The sequence below is a fragment of the Streptomyces sp. NPDC025784 genome, assembly GCF_055558435.1.
This window is the reverse complement of the sequence record NZ_JBVHMN010000001.1, coordinates 1,209,727-1,229,676: the sequence shown is the minus strand read 5'-3', so window position 1 is coordinate 1,229,676 and position 19,950 is coordinate 1,209,727. Positions and strand designations below refer to the sequence as shown.

Below are 19,950 nucleotides of genomic sequence, written 5' to 3'. Positions count from 1 at the left end.
CTCCCACGGAAGCCACTCGCCCTGCCCTGTCCCCTCGGACACGGGGAGAATCTCCACGGCCGAACGCGGACACCCAGGTCGTCGCAGTGACCGGAACCCGCTGCCCGCGTACGCTCTCGCCATGCACACCGTGGCCGTACTGGCGCTCGACCAGGTCATCCCGTTCGATCTCAGCGCCCCGATCGACGTCTTCGGCTGGGCCCGGCTGCCGGACGGCAGGGAGGCGTACCGGGTCCGGGTCTGTGCGGTCGAGGCGGGCAGAGAGGTGGGCGCCGGACCGTTCACCCTGCGCGCCCCGTACGGTCTGCGGGCCCTGGCGGAGGCGGACACGATCATCCTGCCGGGCGTCGTCGACCCCACCGCCCCGCTCCCGCCGGGCGTCGCGGAGGCGCTCCGTGCGGCGGCCGCGAACGGCACCCGCATCGCCTCGGTCTGCGTGGGCGCCTTCGTCCTCGCCGCCACCGGGCTGCTGGACGGACTGCGCGCGACCACCCACTGGATCGCGGCCCCCGACCTGGCTGCCCTGCACCCGGCCGTCACCGTCGACCCGAACGTCCTCTACGTCGACAACGGCCAGTTCCTCACCTCGGCGGGCGCGGCGGCCGCCCTCGACATGTGCCTGCACATGATCCGCAAGGACCACGGCTCGGCCGTCGCCGCGCACGCCGCCCGGATGTGCGTCATGCCGCTGGAACGGGAGGGCGGTCAGGCCCAGTTCATCGTCCACACCCAGCCGCCCGTGCCGACGGGGACGACGCTGGAACCGCTCCTGGACTGGCTGGAGGAGAACGCCGCCCGCGACCTGACCCTGGAGGACATCGCGGCCCACGCCGGCATGAGCACCCGCACCCTCAACCGCCGCTTCCGCGAACAGACCGGCACGACGCCGCTCCAGTGGCTGCACCGAGCCCGGGTGCGGCGCGCCCAGTACCTGCTGGAGACGACCACATATCCGGTCGAACGCATCGCGGCCCAGGCGGGGTTCGGCTCACCGACGGCATTCCGGGACCGCTTCAAGCGGGTGGCGGGGACGAGCCCGCACGCGTATCGGCGGGCGTTTCAGGGGGAGGGGGCGGGGCGGGCGGGGTGAGCCCACGCCCATGTCTGGGGGCGGGCGGGGTGAGTCGACGCCCATGCCCAAGGCCGGGATCAGGGTCGGGGCCGGGTGGGGTGAGCCCACGCCCGGGCGCGGGCGGCCTGCGTCGCCCAGCCGCTTCCGCCCGCCTCTCAGGCCTTGCGGTCGGCGACGGCCCAGGAGGCGAGGGCCACGGCCCCGGCGACACCGAACACGGCGGGCCAGGCGCCGACCTTCTTGGCCAGCGGGTGGGACCCGGCGAAGGCGGCGACGTAGGCGGCGGTCAGCGCACCGGCGGCCTTCCCGCCGGCAGCCTGCCGCCACTGCTGCGCGGCCGTGGCACCCGCGGCGGCCAGCACGACCCCGCCCAGCTGCCGCTTCTTGGTCCAGCGCGCCACGCCGTAGCCGCCGATGAGCCCGCTCGCGGCCACCACCGCGGCCGGTACCTTCGCCATCACTGCCTCCCGCTGCTGCGTCAGTAGAACGAACCGAGGCTAACCCGGGCCCGTGCGTCACCCGGCGCCCACCCTCACCAACGGCGCATCGGGGTCAATCCAGGCGTCCGGGCGAGGGCCGGCCCCCGCCGCCGAGCAGGACAGGCAGGCGCCGGGCCGCGGCCCGTTGTCAGTGGCACCCGCTTGGATGTGCGCCATGACTGCCCACGACGTCGTACGCGCCCTGCCGGACATCGAGTCCCTGAGGAACCTCTGCCGCTCGATCGCCATGGCGGAGGCGATCCTGAACCCCGACGGTGAGCGGGACCACATCTTCGCGCCCGCATGGTCGCCCACGGAGTCCCTCGCCTCGATGCGGAACGGCTCCGGCGACGAGTACGACATCGTCTTCAGCCCCGCGGGCGCCTACATACGCGGCTTCGACCACGAGTCGCCCATGAGCCCCTACGCCCATGACGACGTACCCACCCCGTGGCCCGGCATGCTCGACTCGGTCCCCGAGGCATTCCGACGCTACGTCGACGAGCCCGCGTTCACGGTCGAGGACGGAACGCCCGCGGTGACGGTGTGCGTATGGCGCGAGACCGGCGCCCCGTCCTGGAGCACCGGCCGGATCACCTACCCGGAGGGCCACCCGGATCCCGACGGATCGGAATGGCTCTTCGACCTGTTGATCCACCCGACACCGGAGGCGTTCAAGGAGTACGCCGAGGACTACTACGAGATGCCCGTCGACATCGAGGCCCTCCGCCACCTGTACGCCCTGCGCCCGCTGGAGGGGGCCCAGATCACCGCGCTCAATCCGTCGGCCCTGGCAAAGACCATCGCCGCGGCGGCCACGAGAATGGGCTACCCAGTGGCCGAGGACATGGACATACAGACGGCCTGATGCGGCGCATCAGACTGGCCGTAACCCTGGCGCCCCCACGCACCGCGCGAGACTCCTCGTTTTACTGAGCTTTGACGATCAACCGGCAGTAATCGCCGAATACGTCCACACGTCGGCTGGGAGCTCGTGCTGAAGGCGCCAGGTGATGGCCATCGGCTTACTGCCCGTGTGGTCTTCGTAGGTGGCGGGGCCGAGCAGCATCCATGGTTGAGCCTTGCCCATGTCGGTGTTCTTGTAGCGGCGCGCAAACAAGAGAACGTGGCTGCCCTGCTGCTTGTGGTGCTGATAGCGCAGGCCAGTTCGGGAGGTTGCTGCCGTGGTGCTTTGAGACTCCCAGTGAAAGAGCGTGGGGCTCAGCGCGTAGTCCTTGTAGCGAATGGTGGGGGAGAAGTCCTTCTCGTTCTTCTCCAAGGTGATGAGCAGGGCGTCGGTCTTGATGTCGTCGACCCACTGGACACCCTGCGCAAAAGATCGAGGCATCTGCCCACCCAAGCGTGCTACTCCGAGTGCGGCCAGGATCTCGGACCGGTTGTAGGAGCTGTGCACCTTCAAGGGGATGTGGCGGTGAGGGTCCGACAGCGCGATCGGGAAGTGGTCCGACTGCTCTATGACGTACGACAGCACCTGCCGCAGCTCGTCGCGGAACACCTGCTGCACGCCGAGTGATGCGAGACCTTGCTGGATGCTGGTGAACCCCCCTGCGTTGTCCCACAGGTTGAAGAAGAGCATGTGCGCATACGTTTGCTCGGTCGGGGTCAGCGACTCGTACGAGGGGGCGTCGTCTGCGAGCAGGCGCAGGTAGACCCGTGCGCGGTCGGGGTCATCGACGTGTAGAAACGCATGAACGCGCTTGAGGAGCTCGGCCTCACCCGTGGGGGCAGGGCTGTCGTGGAAGCCCGCTTTGCGGAGAATCGTCGTCCAAGAGTTGTCGCCCTTGTAGAGCTCTTTGATCTCACGACGGCTCTCGCGGAGGTAATTCGACAGCCGGGGTGTGCCGTAATCCCTCACTTCCTTCATCAGCGTCTTCACGGTCGCGCCCAGCTGCGTGCGGATGTTGTCGAGGACGAGCTCCTTCGACTTGCCTTCCAAGAGGATCTGGCAGCCGGACGGGAGCTGCGGGAAGTCGTGCTCGATGTGATCGACGAGGCGACTGCGGGAGAGGTTGGTCATGGCCCGGAACTGCTCCTCGAAGCGGAACTCAGCTCGATGCTGGCCAATGAAATCGAGGACAGTGAGGACCGGCTTCGACTCGGTGCGACGCAAGCCACGCCCCAGCTGCTGGAGGAAGACCGTCGCACTGTTCGTGGGCCGGAGGAGGAGCAGCGTGTCGACATCGGGGATGTCGAGACCTTCGTTGAACAAGTCGACGGAGAAGATGACCTGGAGCTTGCCAGCGCGCAAGTCAGCGAGTGCCTGCGTACGAACGCCAGTGGGTGAGTCACTGTCCAGGGCGACCGCCTGGAAGCCGGCGCTCCGAAAGAAGTCGGCCATGAAGTGCGCGTGGGCCTTGGTGACGCAGTAGCCGAGAGCACGCATGGCAGCCGGGTTGGCGACTTTGTCCTGGATCTGCTTGACGACGATGCGGGCGCGAGCGTGGTGGCCGGTGTAGAGATTGCCCAGCTCACGGTCGGTATAGGCGCCCTTCTGCCAGCTGATGCTCGTGAGGTCTGTCCCGTCCGGGATGCCGAAGTAGTGGAAAGGACAGAGCAAGTCGTTCTCTAGCGCTTCCCACAGGCGCAGCTCCGCTGCGATACGCCCGTCGAAGTACTCGTCTTGCACATTGCGTCCGTCCATCCGCTCAGGGGTCGCCGTCAGACCCAGCAACTGCTTCGGCTTGAAGTGCTGGATGACCCGTCGGTACGTGGCGGCCGTTGCGTGGTGGAACTCGTCTATGACGATGATGTCGAAGTGGTCGGGGGCGAGTTGCTCCAGGCGTTGCACGTTCAGTGATTGGACACTTGCGAAGACGTGCTGCCACTCTTTCGGGTCCTCGCCGCCATGGAGGAGCTCCCCGAAGGACGCGTCATCGAGTACCTCTTGGTAGGTGCGCAAGGACTGGCTCAGGATCTCCTTGCGATGCGCCACGAACAGCAGCTTCGGAGACTTGCCGTTGAACTTGTTCTGTAGGGCGCGATAGTCCAGGGCCGCCATGACGGTCTTGCCGGTCCCGGTGGCTGCAACCAATAGGTTGCGATGGTGGCCGCGGATCTCACGCTCGACACGAAGCCGTTCGAGCATGTCTCGCTGGTGGGGGAAGGGGCGTACTTCGAGACCCGACAGGTTGATCTGCAAGTTCACGTCGCCGTGGGGGCCACCGCCCGCTTGGGATAGAGCGTGGTCGAGTCGGTCACCATCGACATCGGGGGAGTACGCCTCGAAGGCGCTGTCATTCCAGTAGGCGTCGAAGGTCGCCTCAAACTTCTTGAGCACAGAGGGAGTCGCGACCGACGATAGACGCACATTCCACTCCAAGCCATCGAGCAAGGCGGCTTTGGACAAGTTCGAACTGCCGACGTACGCAGTATCAAAGCCGCTGTCTCGCCTAAAGAGCCAGGCTTTCGCATGCAGTCGAGTGGATCGAATCTCGTAGTTGACCTTCACTTTGGCGCCGAAGTCCCGCACGAGTCGATCAAGCGCTTGTCGGTCGGTGGCACCGATGTACGTGGTGGTGATGACGCGGATCGGTACACCGCGCTCCTTGGCGTTGCGAAGGGAGTCTTCCAACACACGCAGGCCGTGCCACTTGACGAAGGCGCAGAGGAGGTCAATCCGATCGGCTGTCGCCAGCTCTGCGCGCAACTCGCTGCCGAGACTGGGGTCCTCCGGCGCGTTGGTGATCAAAGCTGTCTCAGATAGAGGCGTCAGAGGCCGTACGGCGTAGACACCTGGGGCTTCTTGCTCGGCCAGGGCCAGGAGTTGGCGAGGTCCCTCGGCGATCAGCTCAACAGCGTCACTCAGGTCAAACTCTGCAGAAGGGTCTACGTCGATGGTGAGTGACTCGATGACTTGATTCGCGATGGCGACCCGCTTGCTCTGGGGGACCTGCGCAAGCCTGTGCTCGATGACCTGGCAGAGATGCCGTGCGATCACATGTGGAGAAGACTCCTCGCTCACGTCCGCGGCGATGGTCTTCCAGCCCGACCCGTCCAGCTGCTCCAACTGCGCCTGCCTGTGGCGCGTCATGAGTTCCTCGTACAGGCCCGCGACAGGCTGTGTCCCGTCCCCTGGCTGAGTCATGCTGCCCCCCCCGATCACACGTTCATCTGGGACCAGTTGTAACAGGGGCCACTGACAGGCGTGCGGGAGTGACATGAGTGATCGATGCGCTCCAGTATGGGCCGGTGGGAAAACGTGGGTTCGGTCACATATCAGGCATAGCCCCTGGCGCGGAGTTCTTTCGGCGGAAGCAGGTGGCTGCGGCCCAGCTACACCGGGACACCGTGCGGGGCATCTCATGGCTTGCGGACGAGGACGGCAGCGACGTCGCTGACGCCATCGTGCTGCATGGGGGATATGAGGACGATCAAGACGACTGGTCGTCGGTGCGGTACACCGGTGCATCGCCCGACAAGGATAAGTACAAGGAAAACGGGGTTCCGAAACTCTCACGAAGTCAATCCTGGGAATACCAGGACAATGCAGCGCTGAAGCGCAGCTTCGAGAGAAACCGCCATCTTCGGGTTATTCGCGGCTGGAAGGGTGATGCGCGATACTCCCCGATCGATTGCTATAGATATGACGGTTTGTACGAGATCACGGATGCGCGTACGACCCTGGCGAAGTCGCCGGCGCCCGACGGCACGCCCGTCTACATCTGCCAAATTGATCTACAGCGCTTGCCTGATGAGCTTCAACGCCCGACCACGCTGGAGCGACAGCTCGCCGGCTTGTTGGAGCAAGAGGAAGAAGAGCCTGCGCAGGAAGAGAAGTTTCCCGAGACGCGTGCCACTCATGTGCAGCGCCTAGTGCGGGACGCGGCGGTCGTCAGGAACATTAAGGATCTGTACGACGGTGAGTGTCAGGCCTGCGGCCTGCGTCTCGTGGGCCCAGACGGCAGGCCGTATAGCGAAGGCGCCCACATTCGCCCCCTTGGCCAGCCTCACCGGGGCCCTGACGTCGAGCCCAACGTCTTGTGTCTGTGCCCTAACTGCCACGTGCGATTGGACATTGGAGCCATCGTCATCGATGACGACTGGTCGATCATCCTGAGGGCAGGCCTGCTCGGTGAGAACGTGAGGCCGAAACTCAAGATGCATAAGAAGCACAAGGTGCACGTGGACTACATCCGCTACCACCGCAAGTGGTGGCTGGGCGGAGACGACCCCAGCCACGAGTAGCGCTGGGGTCCCACGGTGTGACCGGTGCGGGGCGGGGAACTACCCCGCCCCGTGGCACTCCCCATACCCCCGCCCCGACCCGCACCAGCAGACAGCCCCCCGCTGCGGCGGCCACGCCTCCGCGCGGCCTCGGGCTGCCAGGGTCGTCGCGTACTGGGGGAGGAGAACCGGGTCGGAGGGGGACGTGGCCTCCGAGGCGGCGAAGGCCTCGTAGGAGGGGACCGTGCCGGTGACGATGCCCAGGTTCGGGGTGCCCGAGGCGGAGAGTTCGCGCAGGGAGGCTTCTATCGTCGCGAGATGCTCCTCGTGCGAGGGGTACTCGGCGGAGAGGCCTGGGTAGGCGCTCACGAGCTCCGTGAGCTCGGGCGCCGTCCAGTGCAGGACCGCCACCGGGAAGGGACGGGAGAGCGCCTCCCGGTACGTGCCGAGCTCGGCCCGCAGCCGGCTGATCTCCGCCTGGATGTCCGCCGGGTTGTCGGAGCCCAGGGACCAGACCCGCTTGGGGTCGTGGAGCTCGTCCAGGGAGACCGACGACGAGTGCAGGGTGTCCGCCAGGGTGTCCCAGTCGTCGTGCGCCGCGCCCAGCATCCTGCGTACCCGGTGCCGGCCGAAGAGCACGGGCAACGTCGAGTACGGGGGCTCGGCCACGTCCGCGAGCAGCAGCGTGGCCGCCTCCGTGAACGTCTCCTGCGCCGCCTCCAGCTCGTCGTGGTGCTCCAGCGCCTCCGCGACGATCACCCAGGGGGCGGCCTCGCGCGGGGCCGCGGCACGGACGCCGTCGATAATCGCGCGCGCCTCGGCCTCGTGGCCGTACTCCCACAGGTTCGACGCCTTCAGGGCGCGTACGAGGGACGGGTCGTCGAGGGGCGTCGGGGAGGCGAGCAGGCTGTCGTAGAGCGACGTGGCGCGGGCGCGGTCGCCGGCCAGTTCGAGGTGGGCCGCGGCCTGCACGAGCAGGTGTTCGGCGTCCTCGGGGTAGAGCTCGGCAGTCCGCTCCAGGCGTGCTGCTTCGGCGTTGTGGTCGACGTTCTCGGCAGGCGTGTCGGGGCGCATGGGGGACACCGTACTGCCGTCACCGTACGAAAGTGAGATACGGGCAGGCCAGGGCATTGGCCGGGAGCCGCCGGCGGCGGGCCCGGGAGGCCCGGTACCGGAACGTCGGTACCCGATCCTGGTACCGGAAACCCGGCACCCGACCCTGGTAAACCGGAACCCCGGAACCTGACCCTGATACCGGAACCCCGCACCTCACCCCGGCGCGGATCAGTAGCCGTACCCCTCGGGCAGCAGCGTCGCGATGCGGATCAGCACGGCGGTCAGCGTGCCCGCGCACAGCAGGACTCCCGCCCAGGCGCCGATGACCGCCGACCGGTAGCGGTCCGGGGCGTCCAGGGTGACCGAGTCGGGGGCGCCGGGGACGCACAGGAGGCGGACGCGGCTGCCTTCGGGCACGGCGTGGGCGCCGATCGTGTCGGGGACGGCGCGCTCGTGCTCCACGCCGTCGTCCCCGGTCCAGCGGACCACCGGGTGCAGGGCGGCGTACGTCGCCTCGCGGGAGGCCAGGTGCCCGGTGACCGTGCCCTCGACGTGGCGCGCGGTGCGGCGCACGACGCGCTCGGTCACGGCGACCATGCCCTGTTGACCGGTCACCGCCACGCCCGCGAGGAAGGGGATCAGGGCCAGCAGCCAGAACGCGCTCATGGCCGGGGAGTCTATGGGGCGAGAGGGCCGAGGGAGCTTGTGGGGCCGGGGAGTTGGGCATCCCCGAGTGCTGGGTGTCCCCGGGTGCAAGGATGCGGGGCCGGGGCGTCACGCCCTCGCCCCGCCTCGCCCTTGCCCCCGACCCGCCCCCTCAGACCGCCACCCCGTCCACCTCCAACGTCTGCACCGCCCCCGCCGCGAACGGCACGGCGACCGTCTTCCCGGTCAGGTAGGTGTCCGTGTGGGCGGCGTAGCGGTCGCCGCCGCCTCCGGTGAGGGTGTTCCAGCGGCGCACCAGGCCGCCGGTGGAGCCGGTCACCGTGCCGAAGCGCGAGAGGTCGAAGGTGAGGGTCTGGGCGGAGGACGCCTTGTTCAGCGCCACGATCACCAGACGCCGGGCGCTCCGGTCCAGCGCCGCCACCGCGTGGTCCGCCCCCGTGTCGAGGATCGTCATGCCGGGCCGGATGTGGCGGCTGAACTGCGCCATGACGTAGTGCTTCGTCTGGACCGCGCCGGGGGTGAGGGTCCCGGCGTCGTATGCGATCACCGCCCAGCCCGCGGACGGGTCCATGACCTGCCAGTAGACCCAGGCGGTCGGGTGCAGCCAGCGGAAGTCCAGCAGGAGGTTGCTCGCGAGGGTGGCGCCGGTGCCGTCCGCGTCCCCGTACTCGGAGTTCCACAGGCTCTTGCGCGCGGTCGTCACGGCGTCCGTGTAGAGGAGGTCCCGGCGCCCGCCGGCCCCCTGATAGCCGTGCACGTTGACGCGGTCGACCAGCGTCTTCGTCGTCGAGCCGAAGGAGTTCCACGTCGTACGGGCCAGGTCGTAGCTGGTCTCGTCGGACGCGGCGATCCGCGTGCCGGTCAGGCCCCGCCTGTCCAGCTCGCTCCTCAGATGGGGCAGGACGGCGGCCTGGACGGAGGAGTCCATGTGGCAGCCCTCCTGGGTGCCGGTGGCCGTCCACCAGCCGGAGGACGGTTCGTTGAAGGCCTCGACCGTCGCGAAGTCCACACCCCAGTCGTTCCTGGCGCGGAGGGCGACCGCGGCCAGGTGGGAGGCGTGCTGGCGGTAGTTCCAGGACTGCAGGTTGTTGCCGCCGCCGGACGCTCCGGACGGGTTGTGGTTCAGACACATCCACCACATGGGGGAGTTGGCGAACAGCTCGCTGATCGCGCCGCGCGCGGTCGCCTTGACGAGGGCGGCGCGCTGCGTGGCGTCGGCCGTCCACTTCCAGGCCGAGGAGGCGGGGTCCTCGTCGTTCCAGTCCTGCCAGTAGCCCTCGATCTGCTTGAAGGCGGGGATGGCGGCGGAGGCGACCATGCGCTCGCCGTTCACGCTGTTCCAGCTGCACGCGCCCAGGTTGTAGCGGGCGATGTTCAGGCCGAGGCCCGGCAGTGAAGTGCCGTTGTACGGCGTCGACTTGGTGGTGAAGAAAATGTCGGCGAAGTCGTCCCGGGCACCGAAGACGTTGGCCCACCAGGCCAGCGAGGTGCCCCAGCCCTCCCATGTCCCGTACGTCGTTGCGGGGTTGACGGCGATCGTCGCGTCCGCGCGCGCGGTGCCCGTCGACAGGGTGCCGGCGAGGGCCGTACCGCCCGCGGCGGCCAGCAGTGTTCTGCGTCGGATCATGGCTTCTCCGTCCGGCCGACTCCCGGCCGTTCCCACGGGGTCGGCGTCTCGACTCGGTTGCCGGCCGTCCGCCGGCACTGGCCGTCGCGCTGCTGCCACAGGAAGGATCGGGTGTGCCGCCTGAGGTTGTCGAGAGTTGCGACAGCCCTTTCTAAAACCGGTGTACGAAGAGGAGTCCGAGGGACCGGGAGGCGCGGGTCTGGAGACTTGCGGGGGGATCGCCTACCGTGCGGGCCCGGCTGCCCGCCGGGCGGTGAAGGAGGCGTACGCATGCGGGCTCACCCAGGGGGCGTACGCGGCCGGGTTCCCGGCGTCGTGCACCACGGCACCCGCAGACGGCGCGCACTGCGCCGCCGGGCCCTGTGGACCGGCGGTGAACTCCTCGTCACCGTCGGCCTCGTGCTGCTGCTCCTCGTCGTCCACCAGTTGTGGTGGACCAACCGGCAGGCCCGGCACGACGCCGAGCGCAAGGTGCAGGCGCTGGAACGGGAGTGGGGCGAACCCCGGTCGGACGCCTCCGCACCGGCCGACGGCCCCGGTGGCGGCGCGGCGGGCGACAGCGACTCCGCCGGCGGCCCGGACCCGGCCGAGGGCACTTCGCCGGCCGACGGCGGGCGGACCGCCACCGCCGTCGGCTCCCGCCGGCTCCCCCGCCGGTCGCAGGCGTACGCCGTCCTCACCGTCCCCCGCCTCTCCCTGCGTGTCCCCGTCGCCGAGGGCGTCAGCAAGCCGGGCGTGCTCGACAAGGGATACGTCGGCCACTACAAGGGCACCCAACAACCGGGCCAGGCAGGCAACTTCGCGCTCGCCGGGCACCGCAACACGCACGGTGAGCCGTTTCGGTACATCAACCGGCTGCGGCGCGGCGACACGATCACCGTCGAGACCGGGACCGCGCTGTACACGTACGTCGTCGACCGGACCCTGCCGCAGACCTCGCCGAGCGACGGCGGGGTCATCCGCAGCGTGCCGCGCAGCACCGTCCGGCCGTCGTACGGGTACAGCGAGCCCGGTTACTACATCACCCTCACCACCTGCACCCCCGAGTACACGTCCAGGTACCGGTTGGCGGTGTGGGGCGTACTGCGCTCCATGCGGCCCCGTTGAGGCCACCGGAGAAGTCCGCGGGCAGGGCGCGTGAGAGGTCCGGCCGCCCCGCGCGAGGTGCCCGGGGACCGACACCCCTAGTGCCGCGGCACTAGAGACGGGGCGGGCCCGGCGGTCGCACGGCCGGGCCCTTGCCCTGCGCGTGCAGCAGTACCGCGAGTTCGTGCTGCGCCACCACGTCGCCCCCTTCCGCCTGTGGGCGGTACAGCTCCTCCGCCTCGGCGTACCGGCCCAGCGCCGCCAGGCAGGAGCCGAGGTCGCGCCAGGCGAAGCGGTGCCCGAGCGTGACGGCGAGGCGATACCACTCCACGGCCGCCGTCAGGTCGCCGTCCAACCGCTTCCAGTAGCCCAGTTGGCCCGCGGCCCGCGCGCTGCCCGCCCGTGCCATCCCGGCCACCAGCTCCTCGGCCTCGGCGACCCGGCCGGACGCCCACCGGCGCATCTCCTGGGCCATGGTCACCAGCCAGTCGGGGTCGCGGCGCACCTCCGCCTCACGGCGCAGCCAATGCTCGGCCTCCGCCTCGTGGGCGGGGTCGGTGTGGGCGAGTCCGCTGGCCGTCCAGGCCAGTCGGCGTACCGCTTCGAGGTGGCCGGCCTCGGCGAGCGGCACGAGATACCGCTTCGCCTCCTCGTGACGCCCCTGGTCCATGAGATCGCTGCCGAGCCGGTACTGGGCGGAGGCGTCGCCCTCCGCTGCCGAAGTCGCCATGACCGGCACCCTACGGGGGAGCGCGGTCCCCCGGCGCGGTCGGTCAGGTCCGTTCCCGCAGCACCAGTACGCCGGCCGCCGCCAGCAGGGACAGTCCCGCGGAGACGCCGATCGCGATGTCCGCGCCGTGTCCCGGCCCGCCGGTGGAGGTCACCAGGGCGATGGTGAGGGCGACCCCGGCGCAGGACCCGATGTAGCGGAACGTCTGCTGGGCTCCCGAGCCCATCGCGGCGCGCGCGGCCGGTACGGACTCCACCGCGAGCAGCGGCAGGGAGGCGTTGAGCAGACCGCTGCCCACCCCGGAGACCACGAAGCCGGGGAGCAGCCGCGTCCACGAACCGGCGTCGACCGCGCCGAGCATGGTCAGGACGCCGGCCGCGTGCAGGGCGAAGCCCAGGACGAGCTGGTGGCGCGGGGAGACCCGGCCCGCGAGGCGCCGCGCCTGGAGGGCGACCGCGAAGGACAGTCCGGACCAGAGCAGGAACAGCCAGGCCGTGTCCATCGCGGACAGGCCGAGCGTCCGCTGGAGCAGCGCCGGCAGGAAGCTGAACAGGCCGATCACCGCGAGGCCCGTGAACATTCCGCCCGCGGACGAGGCGAGGAAGCGGCGGTGCCGCAGCAGACCGAGGTCGATCATGGGGGTGGCGGTGCGGCGTTCGACCACCACGAAGGCCGCCGTCAGGACGACGAAGGCCGCGAGCAGCAGACCCACCGGTGCGCGCAGCCAGCCGTCGCGGCCGATCGTGAGCGCGGCGACGAGGGCCACCAGGGCGAGGCCGAACGTCAGGGCTCCGGCCAGGTCGGGACGGCCGCCCCGGGGTGCGCGGGACTCGGTGAGGGCGCGGCTTCCCGGCAGGGCGACGACCAGTGCCGCCGCGCCCAGCACCGCGTAGGCCACCCGCCAGTTCAGCGTCGAGGCGATGCCGCCCGCGAGCAGCGGACCGACGGCGATGCCGCCGCTGACGAACGCGCCCCACACGCCGGTGGCGTGCAGCCGGCCGCGCGGGGTCGGGAAGGCGTGGACGATCAGGCCCAGGCCGCTCGCGAGGATCGCCGCGCTCGCCGCGCCCTGCGCGATGCGGGTCAGCGTGAACAGCCAGGTCGAGCTGGCGAGGGCGCCCAGCGCCGTGGTGATGCCGAGGGCGACCGTGCCGGACAGGAAGATCCGGCGGCGCCCGTAGTCGTCCGCGAGGCTGCCGGCCACCAGGAGCAGCGCGGCCAGGCCCAGCGGGGTGCCGTTCAGCAACCAGGCCTGGGCGGAGACCGAGGTGTGCAGCGCGGCGGCGGTGTCGGGCAGCGTGACCATCGGCGCCGTGTACGTCATCAGGGCCACCGCGGTGGCGGCGCTGGTGACGGCGAGGGTGGGGGCGGCGCGCGGGGTGGTGCCCGGCGGCGGGGTTACGGGGGCCTCTGTTGATCTCGTGGAGCCCGTGGCCGCGGTGGCGGTCCCGGTGGTGTCGACGGCGCCGGCGGCTCGGGCGGCCTCGGTGGACCCGTCGGCCCCGGCAGCCCGGGCGGCCTCGGCGGCGTCGGTGGGGGTGTCGGTCCGGTCGAGCCGGGTCATGGCCTGCTCCTTCCGAGCGTGAGTTCGTTCATTGAACCTGCGGATGTTCCGACCGTAGCACCCTAGGTTCGTTCACTGAACCAAGATGTCGGAAAGTGGCTACAGTGGGGGCATGGCTCTGGGCAAGGACTACGCGACGCAGGAGTGCTCGATCGCCCGCGCACTCGAAGTCGTGGGCGAGCGCTGGACGCTCCTCGTCATCCGCGACGCGCTCTACGGCGTGCGGCGCTACAACGACTTCCTCGTGCACCTCGGCGTCCCGCGCGCCGTCCTGGCCGCCCGCCTCCAGACGCTCACCACCGAGGGGATCCTCGAAAAGCGCCGCTACCAGCAGTCGCCGCCGCGCGACGAGTACGTCCTCACCGACCGCGGCATCGCCCTGTGGCCCACGCTGCGCGCACTCGGACTGTGGGGCCGCGAGCACTTCACCGAGACCCAGCTGCGGACGTTCCGTCACGCGGACTGCGGTACGGAGCTCGGTCTCTGCGGTGAATGCTCCGCCTGCGGAACCGTCGTGCCCGTCCCGGACGTCGAAATGGTGCCGGGACCCGGACTTGATCCGGACCCGGCGGATCCGGTCAGCCGGGCCCTGCTCAAGCCGAAAAGGCTGCTGCGGCCGATCGAGACGGATCCTGTATAACGGCAGGCACGGCAGGCACGGCAGGAAGCCGCGGTGCGGGACGGCCGACGCGGGCCCGCCGCGCCACGGGCAGGAGCACGGGCACGCGTCCGCACACGGCCACACGCACGAGCAGAGAGGGGAAGCGGTCCATGACACGGAACTGGGCGAACGCGCGTCCCGCCGCCGTGCTGCTGGTGCTCCTCCTGGAGGTCGCGCTGCTCGACACGGGCAGCCTCTCCGCCGCCGTGGCCGTCGCGTTCACCGCGACCGCGGCGGCCGGATCCGCGCTCGCCGTCTGCGCTCTCACCGGCTCGCGCTGCGCGCCCGCCGTCCCCCGCACGCGGGTCCGGACGGCCATCCGCGACCGTGAGCACCGCACGGCGTTCCTGCCCCAACGCGATCCCGACGCCGCCGGGCGCACCCGCCCGCGCGCACCCGGCCGTGCCCTCCTGACGGCCACCGCGTAGGGACGCACCGCACCATCACGCCTCCGGTCACGCCGACCGGCACTCCGTGCACCCCGCGCGGGCCCGTCATGCCGCACCCCCGACGCACGTCGCCCCCGACGCCGTCGAGGTGTCCGATTCCGGCACGACGAGACCCCCGGAGGGCTCACCCATGTCCACGTTCATGTCCGCCTTCGCCGACCTGGTCGAGCAGCTCGCCGACCTGCTCCGCCCGCTGTTCCACGACTCGGCGGCCGCCGCGGCGATCATCCTGTTCACCGCGCTCGTACGACTCCTCGTGCACCCCCTGTCCCGGGCGGCGGCGCGCGGGCAGCGGGCGCGCGCCGAACTCCAGCCCCGCATCGCGGAACTGCGCAAGAAGCACGGGAAGGACCGGGAGACGCTCCAGAAGGCGGTGCTGGAACTGCATGCGCAGGAGAAGGTGTCGCCGCTCTCCGGATGCCTGCCCAGCCTGCTCCAGATGCCGGCCTTCTTCCTCCTCTACCACCTGTTCTCCAGCTCGACGATCGGCGGCGACGCCAACGCCCTGCTCGGGCACCGGCTGCTGGCCGCGCCGCTCGGCGGCCGGTGGGCGGACGCCCTGGGCGACGGCGGGCTCATCGGCGCCCCGGGACTCGTCTATCTCGGCCTGTTCGCGGTCGTCGCGGCCGTCGCCACCTTCAACTACCGGCGCACGAGGCGGACGATGGCGGCGGCCGCCCCGACGGCCGGCGACGAACAGGTGCCGGGACTCGCCTCGGTCAACCGGTTCATGCCGTTCCTGTCCTTCTTCACGCTCTTCACCGTGGCCGTGGTACCGCTGGCCGCCGCGCTGTATGTGGTCACCAGCACGACATGGAGCGCGGTCGAGCGGGCGGTGCTGTACCGCGACATGCCGGGCGCGGCACCCGCGGCGGCGGCCCTCACCTGAGCCCGTCCGCGGGTTACGGTCCAGTCCGTGAACGGGGTATTGCGGACTGGACGCCGAACTTGGAGGATCGACCAGTCCTCCGATGGCTGCACCCGTCGGTCGACAGCCCGCGATCGAGGGAGATTGTGATCATGAAGCTGCTGCGAGTCGGTACGGCGGGATCGGAGCGGCCCGCGCTGCTCGATGCCGAGGGGACCCTCCGGGATCTGTCGGGCATCGTCCCCGACATCGACGGGGCGCTGCTCTCCGACGACGCGGCGCTCGGCCGGATCCGTGCCGCCGCCGCGGCCGGGGAACTGCCCGCGCTGGACGCGGCCGGGCTGCGCGTCGGGCCGCCGCTCGCCCGCATCGGCAAGGTCGTGTGCATCGGGCTGAACTACCACGACCACGCCCGCGAGACCGGCGCCGAGCCGCCCGCCGAGCCGGTCGTGTTCTTCAAGGCGGCGGACACGGTGGTCGGCCCGAACGACACGGTGCTCGTGCCGCGCGGCTCGGTGAAGACCGACTGGGAGGTGGAGCTGGCGGTCGTCATCGGCCGCACGGCCCGCTACCTGGAGACCGACGAGGAGGCGCTCGCGCACGTCGCGGGCTACGCGGTCGCGCACGACGTCTCCGAGCGCGAGTTCCAGATCGAGCGCGGCGGCACCTGGGACAAGGGCAAGAACTGCGAGACGTTCAACCCGCTGGGGCCGTGGCTGGTGACCGCCGACGAGGTCCCGGACCCGCAGAACCTGTCGCTGAAGCTGTGGGTCAACGGCGAGCTCAAGCAGGACGGCACGACGGCCGAGCAGATCTTCCCCGTCGCCGAAGTCGTCCGCTACGTCAGCCGGTTCATGACGCTCTACCCCGGTGACGTCATCAACACCGGTACGCCCGCGGGGGTGGCCCTCGGGCAGCCCGAGCCGAAGCCGTACCTGCGGGCCGGTGACGTCGTCGAGCTGGAGATCGAGGGGCTGGGGCGGCAGCGGCAGGCCCTCAAGAACGCGTAGGCGCTCCGCTTGGGTTGCGGTTCTGCGGGGCCCGGGGTGTCGGGGCCGGGGCGGGGGTTTCGGGTTTCGGGTCCCCGTGCGGGTCGGGGGTGGCTGGGTGCGCAGTTCCCCGCGCCCCTTGCGGGGCGTCTCCGGGTTTGCGTCCCGTGCGGGTCGGGGGTGGCTGGGCGCGCCGTTCCTCGCGCCCCTTGCGGGGCGTCTCCGGGTTTGCGTCCCGTGCGGGTCGGGGGTGGCTGGGCGCGCCGTTCCTCGCGCCCCTTGCGGGGCGCTTCCGGCCCCGCCTGTCGGCGGGGCCGGGTGGGGGGTGTTCAGGTGGTCCTGAGCTTTTCCAGGGCCTCTACGACCATGGCGTGGTCCTCGACCTGCGGCAGGCCCGACACCACCACCGTGCCGATGACTCCCGCGCCCTCGACGGTGATCGGGAACGCGCCGCCGTGCGCGGCGTACGTGTCGGGGTCCAGGCGCGAGGACTCCTCGAACGTCGTGCCCTTGGCGCGGAAACGCGAGCCGACCAGGAGCGACGAGCAGCCGTAGCGCTCGACGACCCGGCGCTTGCGGTCGATCCAGGCGTCGTTGTCCGGGGTCGAGCCCGGCAGCGCCGCGTGGAAGAGCTGCTGCCCGCCGCGGCGGATGTCGACGGCGACGGGCGCCCGGCGCTCGCGCGCGAGCTCCACGAGGAGCGTGCCCAGGGCCCACGCGTCGTCGTAAGTGAAGTGCGGCAGCGTCAGACGGCGCTCCTGCTCCTCCAGCTCGGCGATCTCCGGCGCGTTCACAGGGACACCACCACGGACTCGCGGGCGGACCGGCGGGCCGCCTCCAGGACGTCGAGCGCGGCGGCCGCCTCGTACGCGGTGACCGGGTTGGGACCGCCGTCGCGGAGGGCGGCGGCGACGGCCGCGTAGTACGCCGGGTAGGCGCCCGGGACCGTGGGCTCGGGGCGCCCGCCGCCGCTCAGCGGGGACTCCCCGGAACCGACGCGGCCCCACAGGGCCTCGGGCTCGGCACCCCACTCCGTGCCCGCCGCGGGCCGCTTGCCCTCGCGCAGGTCCGCCTCCTGCGGGTCGAGGCCGTACTTCACGTAGCCGGCCTGCGAGCCCAGGACGCGGAAACGCGGGCCGAGCTGGGCGGTCGTCGCGGAGACGTAGAGGTGGGAGCGGACGCCGTTCGCGTGCGTGATCGCGATGAAGGTGTCGTCGTCGGTCGCGGCGCCGTCGCGGCGGACGTCCGACTCGGCGTACACCGACGTCGCGGGGCCGAAGAGGACGAGCGCCTGGTCGACGACATGGCTGCCGAGGTCGTAGAGAAGACCTCCGATCTCTGCCGGGTCGCCGGACTCGCGCCAGCCGCCCTTGGGCTGCGGGCGCCAGCGCTCGAAGCGGGACTCGAAGCGCCAGACGTCGCCCAGTTCACCCTCGGCCAGCAGCTTGCGCAGGGTCAGGAAGTCGTTGTCCCAGCGGCGGTTCTGGAAGACGGAGAGCAGCAGCCCGCGCTCGTCGGCCAGGGCCGCCAGCTCGCGGGCCTCGGCGGCCGTGCCGGCGATGGGCTTGTCGACGACCACGGGCAGGCCGGCCTTCAGCGCGGCCGTCGCGATCGGTACGTGCGTCTTGTTCGGCGAGGCGATGACGATGAGGTCCAGCTCGTCGGCGCGCGCCCACAGCTCGTCCGGCGTGGCGGCGATCCGGAGGCCGTCGCCGAACTCGGCGCGGGCCTGCTCCTGCCGCTCCGGGTTCGACGTGACGACCGTGTCGAGGGCGAGCCCCTCGGTCGTGGCGATCAGCGGGGCGTGGAAGACGGAGCCCGCGAGGCCGTAGCCGACGAGGCCCACACGGAGGGGAGTACGAGTCATGCCTCCCACTTTCGCAACGCTGTTGCCAAAGTGCAAGCGCGGGAGACAATGGCGGATGTGAACAGGACGAACGCGGGAGAGGCGGGACAGGCGCCGGCGCCGACGGTGGCCGGGGGCCACACGCGGGCGGGTGTTGCCGAGTCGGCGAGCGGCGGCGCGCACCCGGCTGCGGGGGCCGCCGGGGCGGCCGGCTCCTCGGGTGCGGGCGGGGCCGTGGGCATGGCAGGGCCCGCCGGGGCGAACCTGCTGGCATTGCGCAGCCACAACACCGCCCTCGTGCTCGACCTGCTGCGGGCCGCCGGGCCCGCCGGGATCAGCCGGCTCGAACTCGCCGAGCGGACCGGGCTGACCCCGCAGGCCGTCAGCAAGATCACCGCCCGGCTGCGGGCCGAGGGGCTCGCGGCGGAGGCGGGCCGCCGGGCCTCCACCGGAGGCAAGCCGCGCACGGTGCTGCGGCTCGTCCCCGAGGCCGGTCACGCCGTCGGACTCCACCTCGACCGGGACGAACTCACGGCGGTGCTGTGCGACCTCACCGGAGCGGTGGTGGCGGAGCGCAGGGCCCCGCTGGACCTGGGAGCCGGGGGCGACGCGGTCGTCCAGGGCGCGGCCGGGGAGGTCGAGGCGCTGCTTGCCGGCATGTCCGTGCTGGGCGTGGGCGTCGCCCTGCCCGGACCGCTCGACCACACGCGCGGGGTGCTGCACCGCGTCACCGGGTTCCCGCAGTGGGACGGGTTCCCGCTGCGGGACGCGCTGGCGGGACGGCTGGGCCGGCCGGTCGTGGTGGACAAGGACACCAACGCCGCCGCCCTGGGCGTCGCGGTGGCGGGGAGCGAGCACGCCGGGTCCGCCGGGTTCGCCGCGCCGGCGGGCTCCGGCGGCGGGTCCTTCGCGTATCTGCATCTCGGTACGGGTCTGGGGGCCGGGCTCGTGATCGGCGGGGCCGTGCATCGCGGGGCCCGCACCGGGGCGGGCGAGTTCGGGCACCAGGTCATCCAGCTGGACGGGCCGTTGTGCGGGTGCGGCAACCGGGGGTGCATCGAGGTGCTGTGCCTGGACGCGGTCCGGCGGGGAGCGCCGGAGGAGGCGGCCCGGGTGCTCGGAGCGGGGGCCGCGAACCTGGTGGGGCTGCTGGACATCGATCTCGTGCTGCTGGGCGGGCGGACCGTCGCGGCGGCGGAGGACGTCTTCGTGCGCGGGGTCGGGGCGGTGCTGGAGGAGCGGGCCCGGCGTGAAGGGGCTGCCGCGGGAGTGCCCGTGCGGGTGGCTCCGGGCGGGGCGCGGGGCGTCGCCGAGGGGGCCGCCCAGTTGCTGCTGGCTCCGCTGTTCGGACGCGGGGAGGGGTAGGGGCGGGGCTCGCACCGCCGTACCTGGGAGGGCGATCAGGAGACGGGCAGGGATGGTGGGGCCGGGCCATGCCTGGGACGTGGCAGCGCCGGGGAGTGAACAGCCCGTCCGGCGTCCGGGGACGAGGCCGTTCCGGCCGATCCGGGGGTCCGGGGGCGGAGCCCCCAGGAACGAGGGACGGGCAGGGGCGGCGGGGGCGAAACCCGTCCGGCGCGCACCGGGCGCACCGGGCACACCGGGCACGCCCGGCACCGGCCTCCAGGCCCGTCTCCCGCATCGAGGCCGGAAGGGGTTCGGAGTGAACGCCG

Annotated in this window: 18 protein-coding genes; 9 read left to right on the top strand and 9 right to left on the bottom strand. The window is 71.2% G+C overall.

Going from position 1 to position 19,950, the window contains the following annotated elements:
- Window positions 1-121 precede the first annotated feature (121 nt).
- Window positions 122-1,090 (top strand): GlxA family transcriptional regulator, encoded by a 969-nt coding sequence (locus ACZ4IF_RS05320; protein ID WP_467559672.1) that lies wholly within the window; start codon window positions 122-124, stop codon window positions 1,088-1,090.
- Window positions 1,091-1,227: 137 nt separating this feature from the next.
- Here the strand turns inward: ACZ4IF_RS05320 and ACZ4IF_RS05315 are convergent, their stop codons facing one another.
- Window positions 1,228-1,530: a hypothetical protein gene (locus ACZ4IF_RS05315; protein WP_345640991.1), complete on the bottom strand. Its 303-nt coding sequence runs from the start codon at window positions 1,528-1,530 to the stop codon at window positions 1,228-1,230.
- A gap of 196 nt (window positions 1,531-1,726) precedes the next feature.
- On the opposite strand from ACZ4IF_RS05315, the gene ACZ4IF_RS05310 reads away from it, so the two are divergent.
- A complete protein-coding gene (locus ACZ4IF_RS05310) occupies window positions 1,727-2,419 on the top strand; it encodes a hypothetical protein (protein WP_467559670.1) in 693 nt (230 codons plus the stop codon).
- Window positions 2,420-2,497: 78 nt separating this feature from the next.
- Here the strand turns inward: ACZ4IF_RS05310 and ACZ4IF_RS05305 are convergent, their stop codons facing one another.
- Window positions 2,498-5,656 carry a DEAD/DEAH box helicase gene (locus ACZ4IF_RS05305; protein WP_467559668.1) on the bottom strand — a complete coding sequence of 1,053 codons (3,159 nt, stop codon included), beginning with the start codon at window positions 5,654-5,656 and terminating at the stop codon, window positions 2,498-2,500.
- Between the two features lie 77 nt (window positions 5,657-5,733).
- Between ACZ4IF_RS05305 and ACZ4IF_RS05300 the strand changes: the two genes are divergently transcribed.
- A complete protein-coding gene (locus tag ACZ4IF_RS05300) occupies window positions 5,734-6,756 on the top strand; it encodes a YDG/SRA domain-containing protein (protein WP_467559666.1) in 1,023 nt (340 codons plus the stop codon).
- Between the two features lie 39 nt (window positions 6,757-6,795).
- On the opposite strand, the gene ACZ4IF_RS05295 is transcribed toward ACZ4IF_RS05300, so the two are convergent.
- From ACZ4IF_RS05295 to ACZ4IF_RS05285, 3 genes are all read right to left on the bottom strand, one after another.
- Window positions 6,796-7,809, bottom strand: coding sequence for an SEC-C metal-binding domain-containing protein (locus ACZ4IF_RS05295; RefSeq protein WP_467559664.1), 1,014 nt, complete (start codon window positions 7,807-7,809; stop codon window positions 6,796-6,798).
- Between the two features lie 210 nt (window positions 7,810-8,019).
- On the bottom strand, window positions 8,020-8,457 hold the full coding sequence (locus ACZ4IF_RS05290) for a hypothetical protein (RefSeq protein WP_467559662.1): 438 nt from the start codon (window positions 8,455-8,457) through the stop codon (window positions 8,020-8,022).
- A gap of 151 nt (window positions 8,458-8,608) precedes the next feature.
- Complete coding sequence (locus ACZ4IF_RS05285; protein WP_467559660.1) at window positions 8,609-10,084, bottom strand: glycoside hydrolase; 1,476 nt, start codon at window positions 10,082-10,084, stop codon at window positions 8,609-8,611.
- Window positions 10,085-10,354: 270 nt separating this feature from the next.
- Here ACZ4IF_RS05285 and ACZ4IF_RS05280 point away from each other — a divergent pair, with 270 nt between their 5' ends.
- Window positions 10,355-11,191 carry a class E sortase gene (locus tag ACZ4IF_RS05280; RefSeq protein ID WP_467559658.1) on the top strand — a complete coding sequence of 279 codons (837 nt, stop codon included), beginning with the start codon at window positions 10,355-10,357 and terminating at the stop codon, window positions 11,189-11,191.
- A gap of 91 nt (window positions 11,192-11,282) precedes the next feature.
- On the opposite strand, the gene ACZ4IF_RS05275 is transcribed toward ACZ4IF_RS05280, so the two are convergent.
- The gene (locus tag ACZ4IF_RS05275; RefSeq protein ID WP_359491746.1) at window positions 11,283-11,900 is read right to left on the bottom strand and encodes a tetratricopeptide repeat protein; all 618 of its coding nucleotides are present in this window, start codon (window positions 11,898-11,900) and stop codon (window positions 11,283-11,285) included.
- 43 nt (window positions 11,901-11,943) lie between these two features.
- Window positions 11,944-13,464, bottom strand: coding sequence for an MFS transporter (locus tag ACZ4IF_RS05270; RefSeq protein ID WP_467559656.1), 1,521 nt, complete (start codon window positions 13,462-13,464; stop codon window positions 11,944-11,946).
- A 112-nt stretch (window positions 13,465-13,576) separates the two neighbouring features.
- Here ACZ4IF_RS05270 and ACZ4IF_RS05265 point away from each other — a divergent pair, with 112 nt between their 5' ends.
- From ACZ4IF_RS05265 to ACZ4IF_RS05250, 4 genes are all read left to right on the top strand, one after another.
- Window positions 13,577-14,104, top strand: coding sequence for a winged helix-turn-helix transcriptional regulator (locus tag ACZ4IF_RS05265; RefSeq protein WP_467559654.1), 528 nt, complete (start codon window positions 13,577-13,579; stop codon window positions 14,102-14,104).
- A gap of 131 nt (window positions 14,105-14,235) precedes the next feature.
- Window positions 14,236-14,553 carry a DUF6412 domain-containing protein gene (locus ACZ4IF_RS05260; protein WP_359491752.1) on the top strand — a complete coding sequence of 106 codons (318 nt, stop codon included), beginning with the start codon at window positions 14,236-14,238 and terminating at the stop codon, window positions 14,551-14,553.
- A gap of 163 nt (window positions 14,554-14,716) precedes the next feature.
- Window positions 14,717-15,463: a YidC/Oxa1 family membrane protein insertase gene (locus ACZ4IF_RS05255; RefSeq protein ID WP_467559985.1), complete on the top strand. Its 747-nt coding sequence runs from the start codon at window positions 14,717-14,719 to the stop codon at window positions 15,461-15,463.
- 131 nt (window positions 15,464-15,594) lie between these two features.
- Window positions 15,595-16,452, top strand: a complete 858-nt coding sequence (locus ACZ4IF_RS05250) for a fumarylacetoacetate hydrolase family protein (RefSeq protein WP_467559652.1) — start codon at window positions 15,595-15,597, stop codon at window positions 16,450-16,452.
- 308 nt (window positions 16,453-16,760) lie between these two features.
- Here ACZ4IF_RS05250 and ACZ4IF_RS05245 read toward each other — a convergent pair whose 3' ends face one another.
- The gene (locus ACZ4IF_RS05245) at window positions 16,761-17,225 is read right to left on the bottom strand and encodes a heme-degrading domain-containing protein (RefSeq protein WP_359491756.1); all 465 of its coding nucleotides are present in this window, start codon (window positions 17,223-17,225) and stop codon (window positions 16,761-16,763) included.
- On the bottom strand, window positions 17,222-18,298 hold the full coding sequence (locus ACZ4IF_RS05240; protein WP_467559650.1) for a Gfo/Idh/MocA family protein: 1,077 nt from the start codon (window positions 18,296-18,298) through the stop codon (window positions 17,222-17,224). The genes ACZ4IF_RS05245 and ACZ4IF_RS05240 overlap by 4 nt, the downstream gene beginning before the upstream one ends.
- A gap of 219 nt (window positions 18,299-18,517) precedes the next feature.
- Between ACZ4IF_RS05240 and ACZ4IF_RS05235 the strand changes: the two genes are divergently transcribed.
- The gene (locus ACZ4IF_RS05235; protein ID WP_467559983.1) at window positions 18,518-19,642 is read left to right on the top strand and encodes an ROK family transcriptional regulator; all 1,125 of its coding nucleotides are present in this window, start codon (window positions 18,518-18,520) and stop codon (window positions 19,640-19,642) included.
- Window positions 19,643-19,950 lie beyond the last annotated feature (308 nt).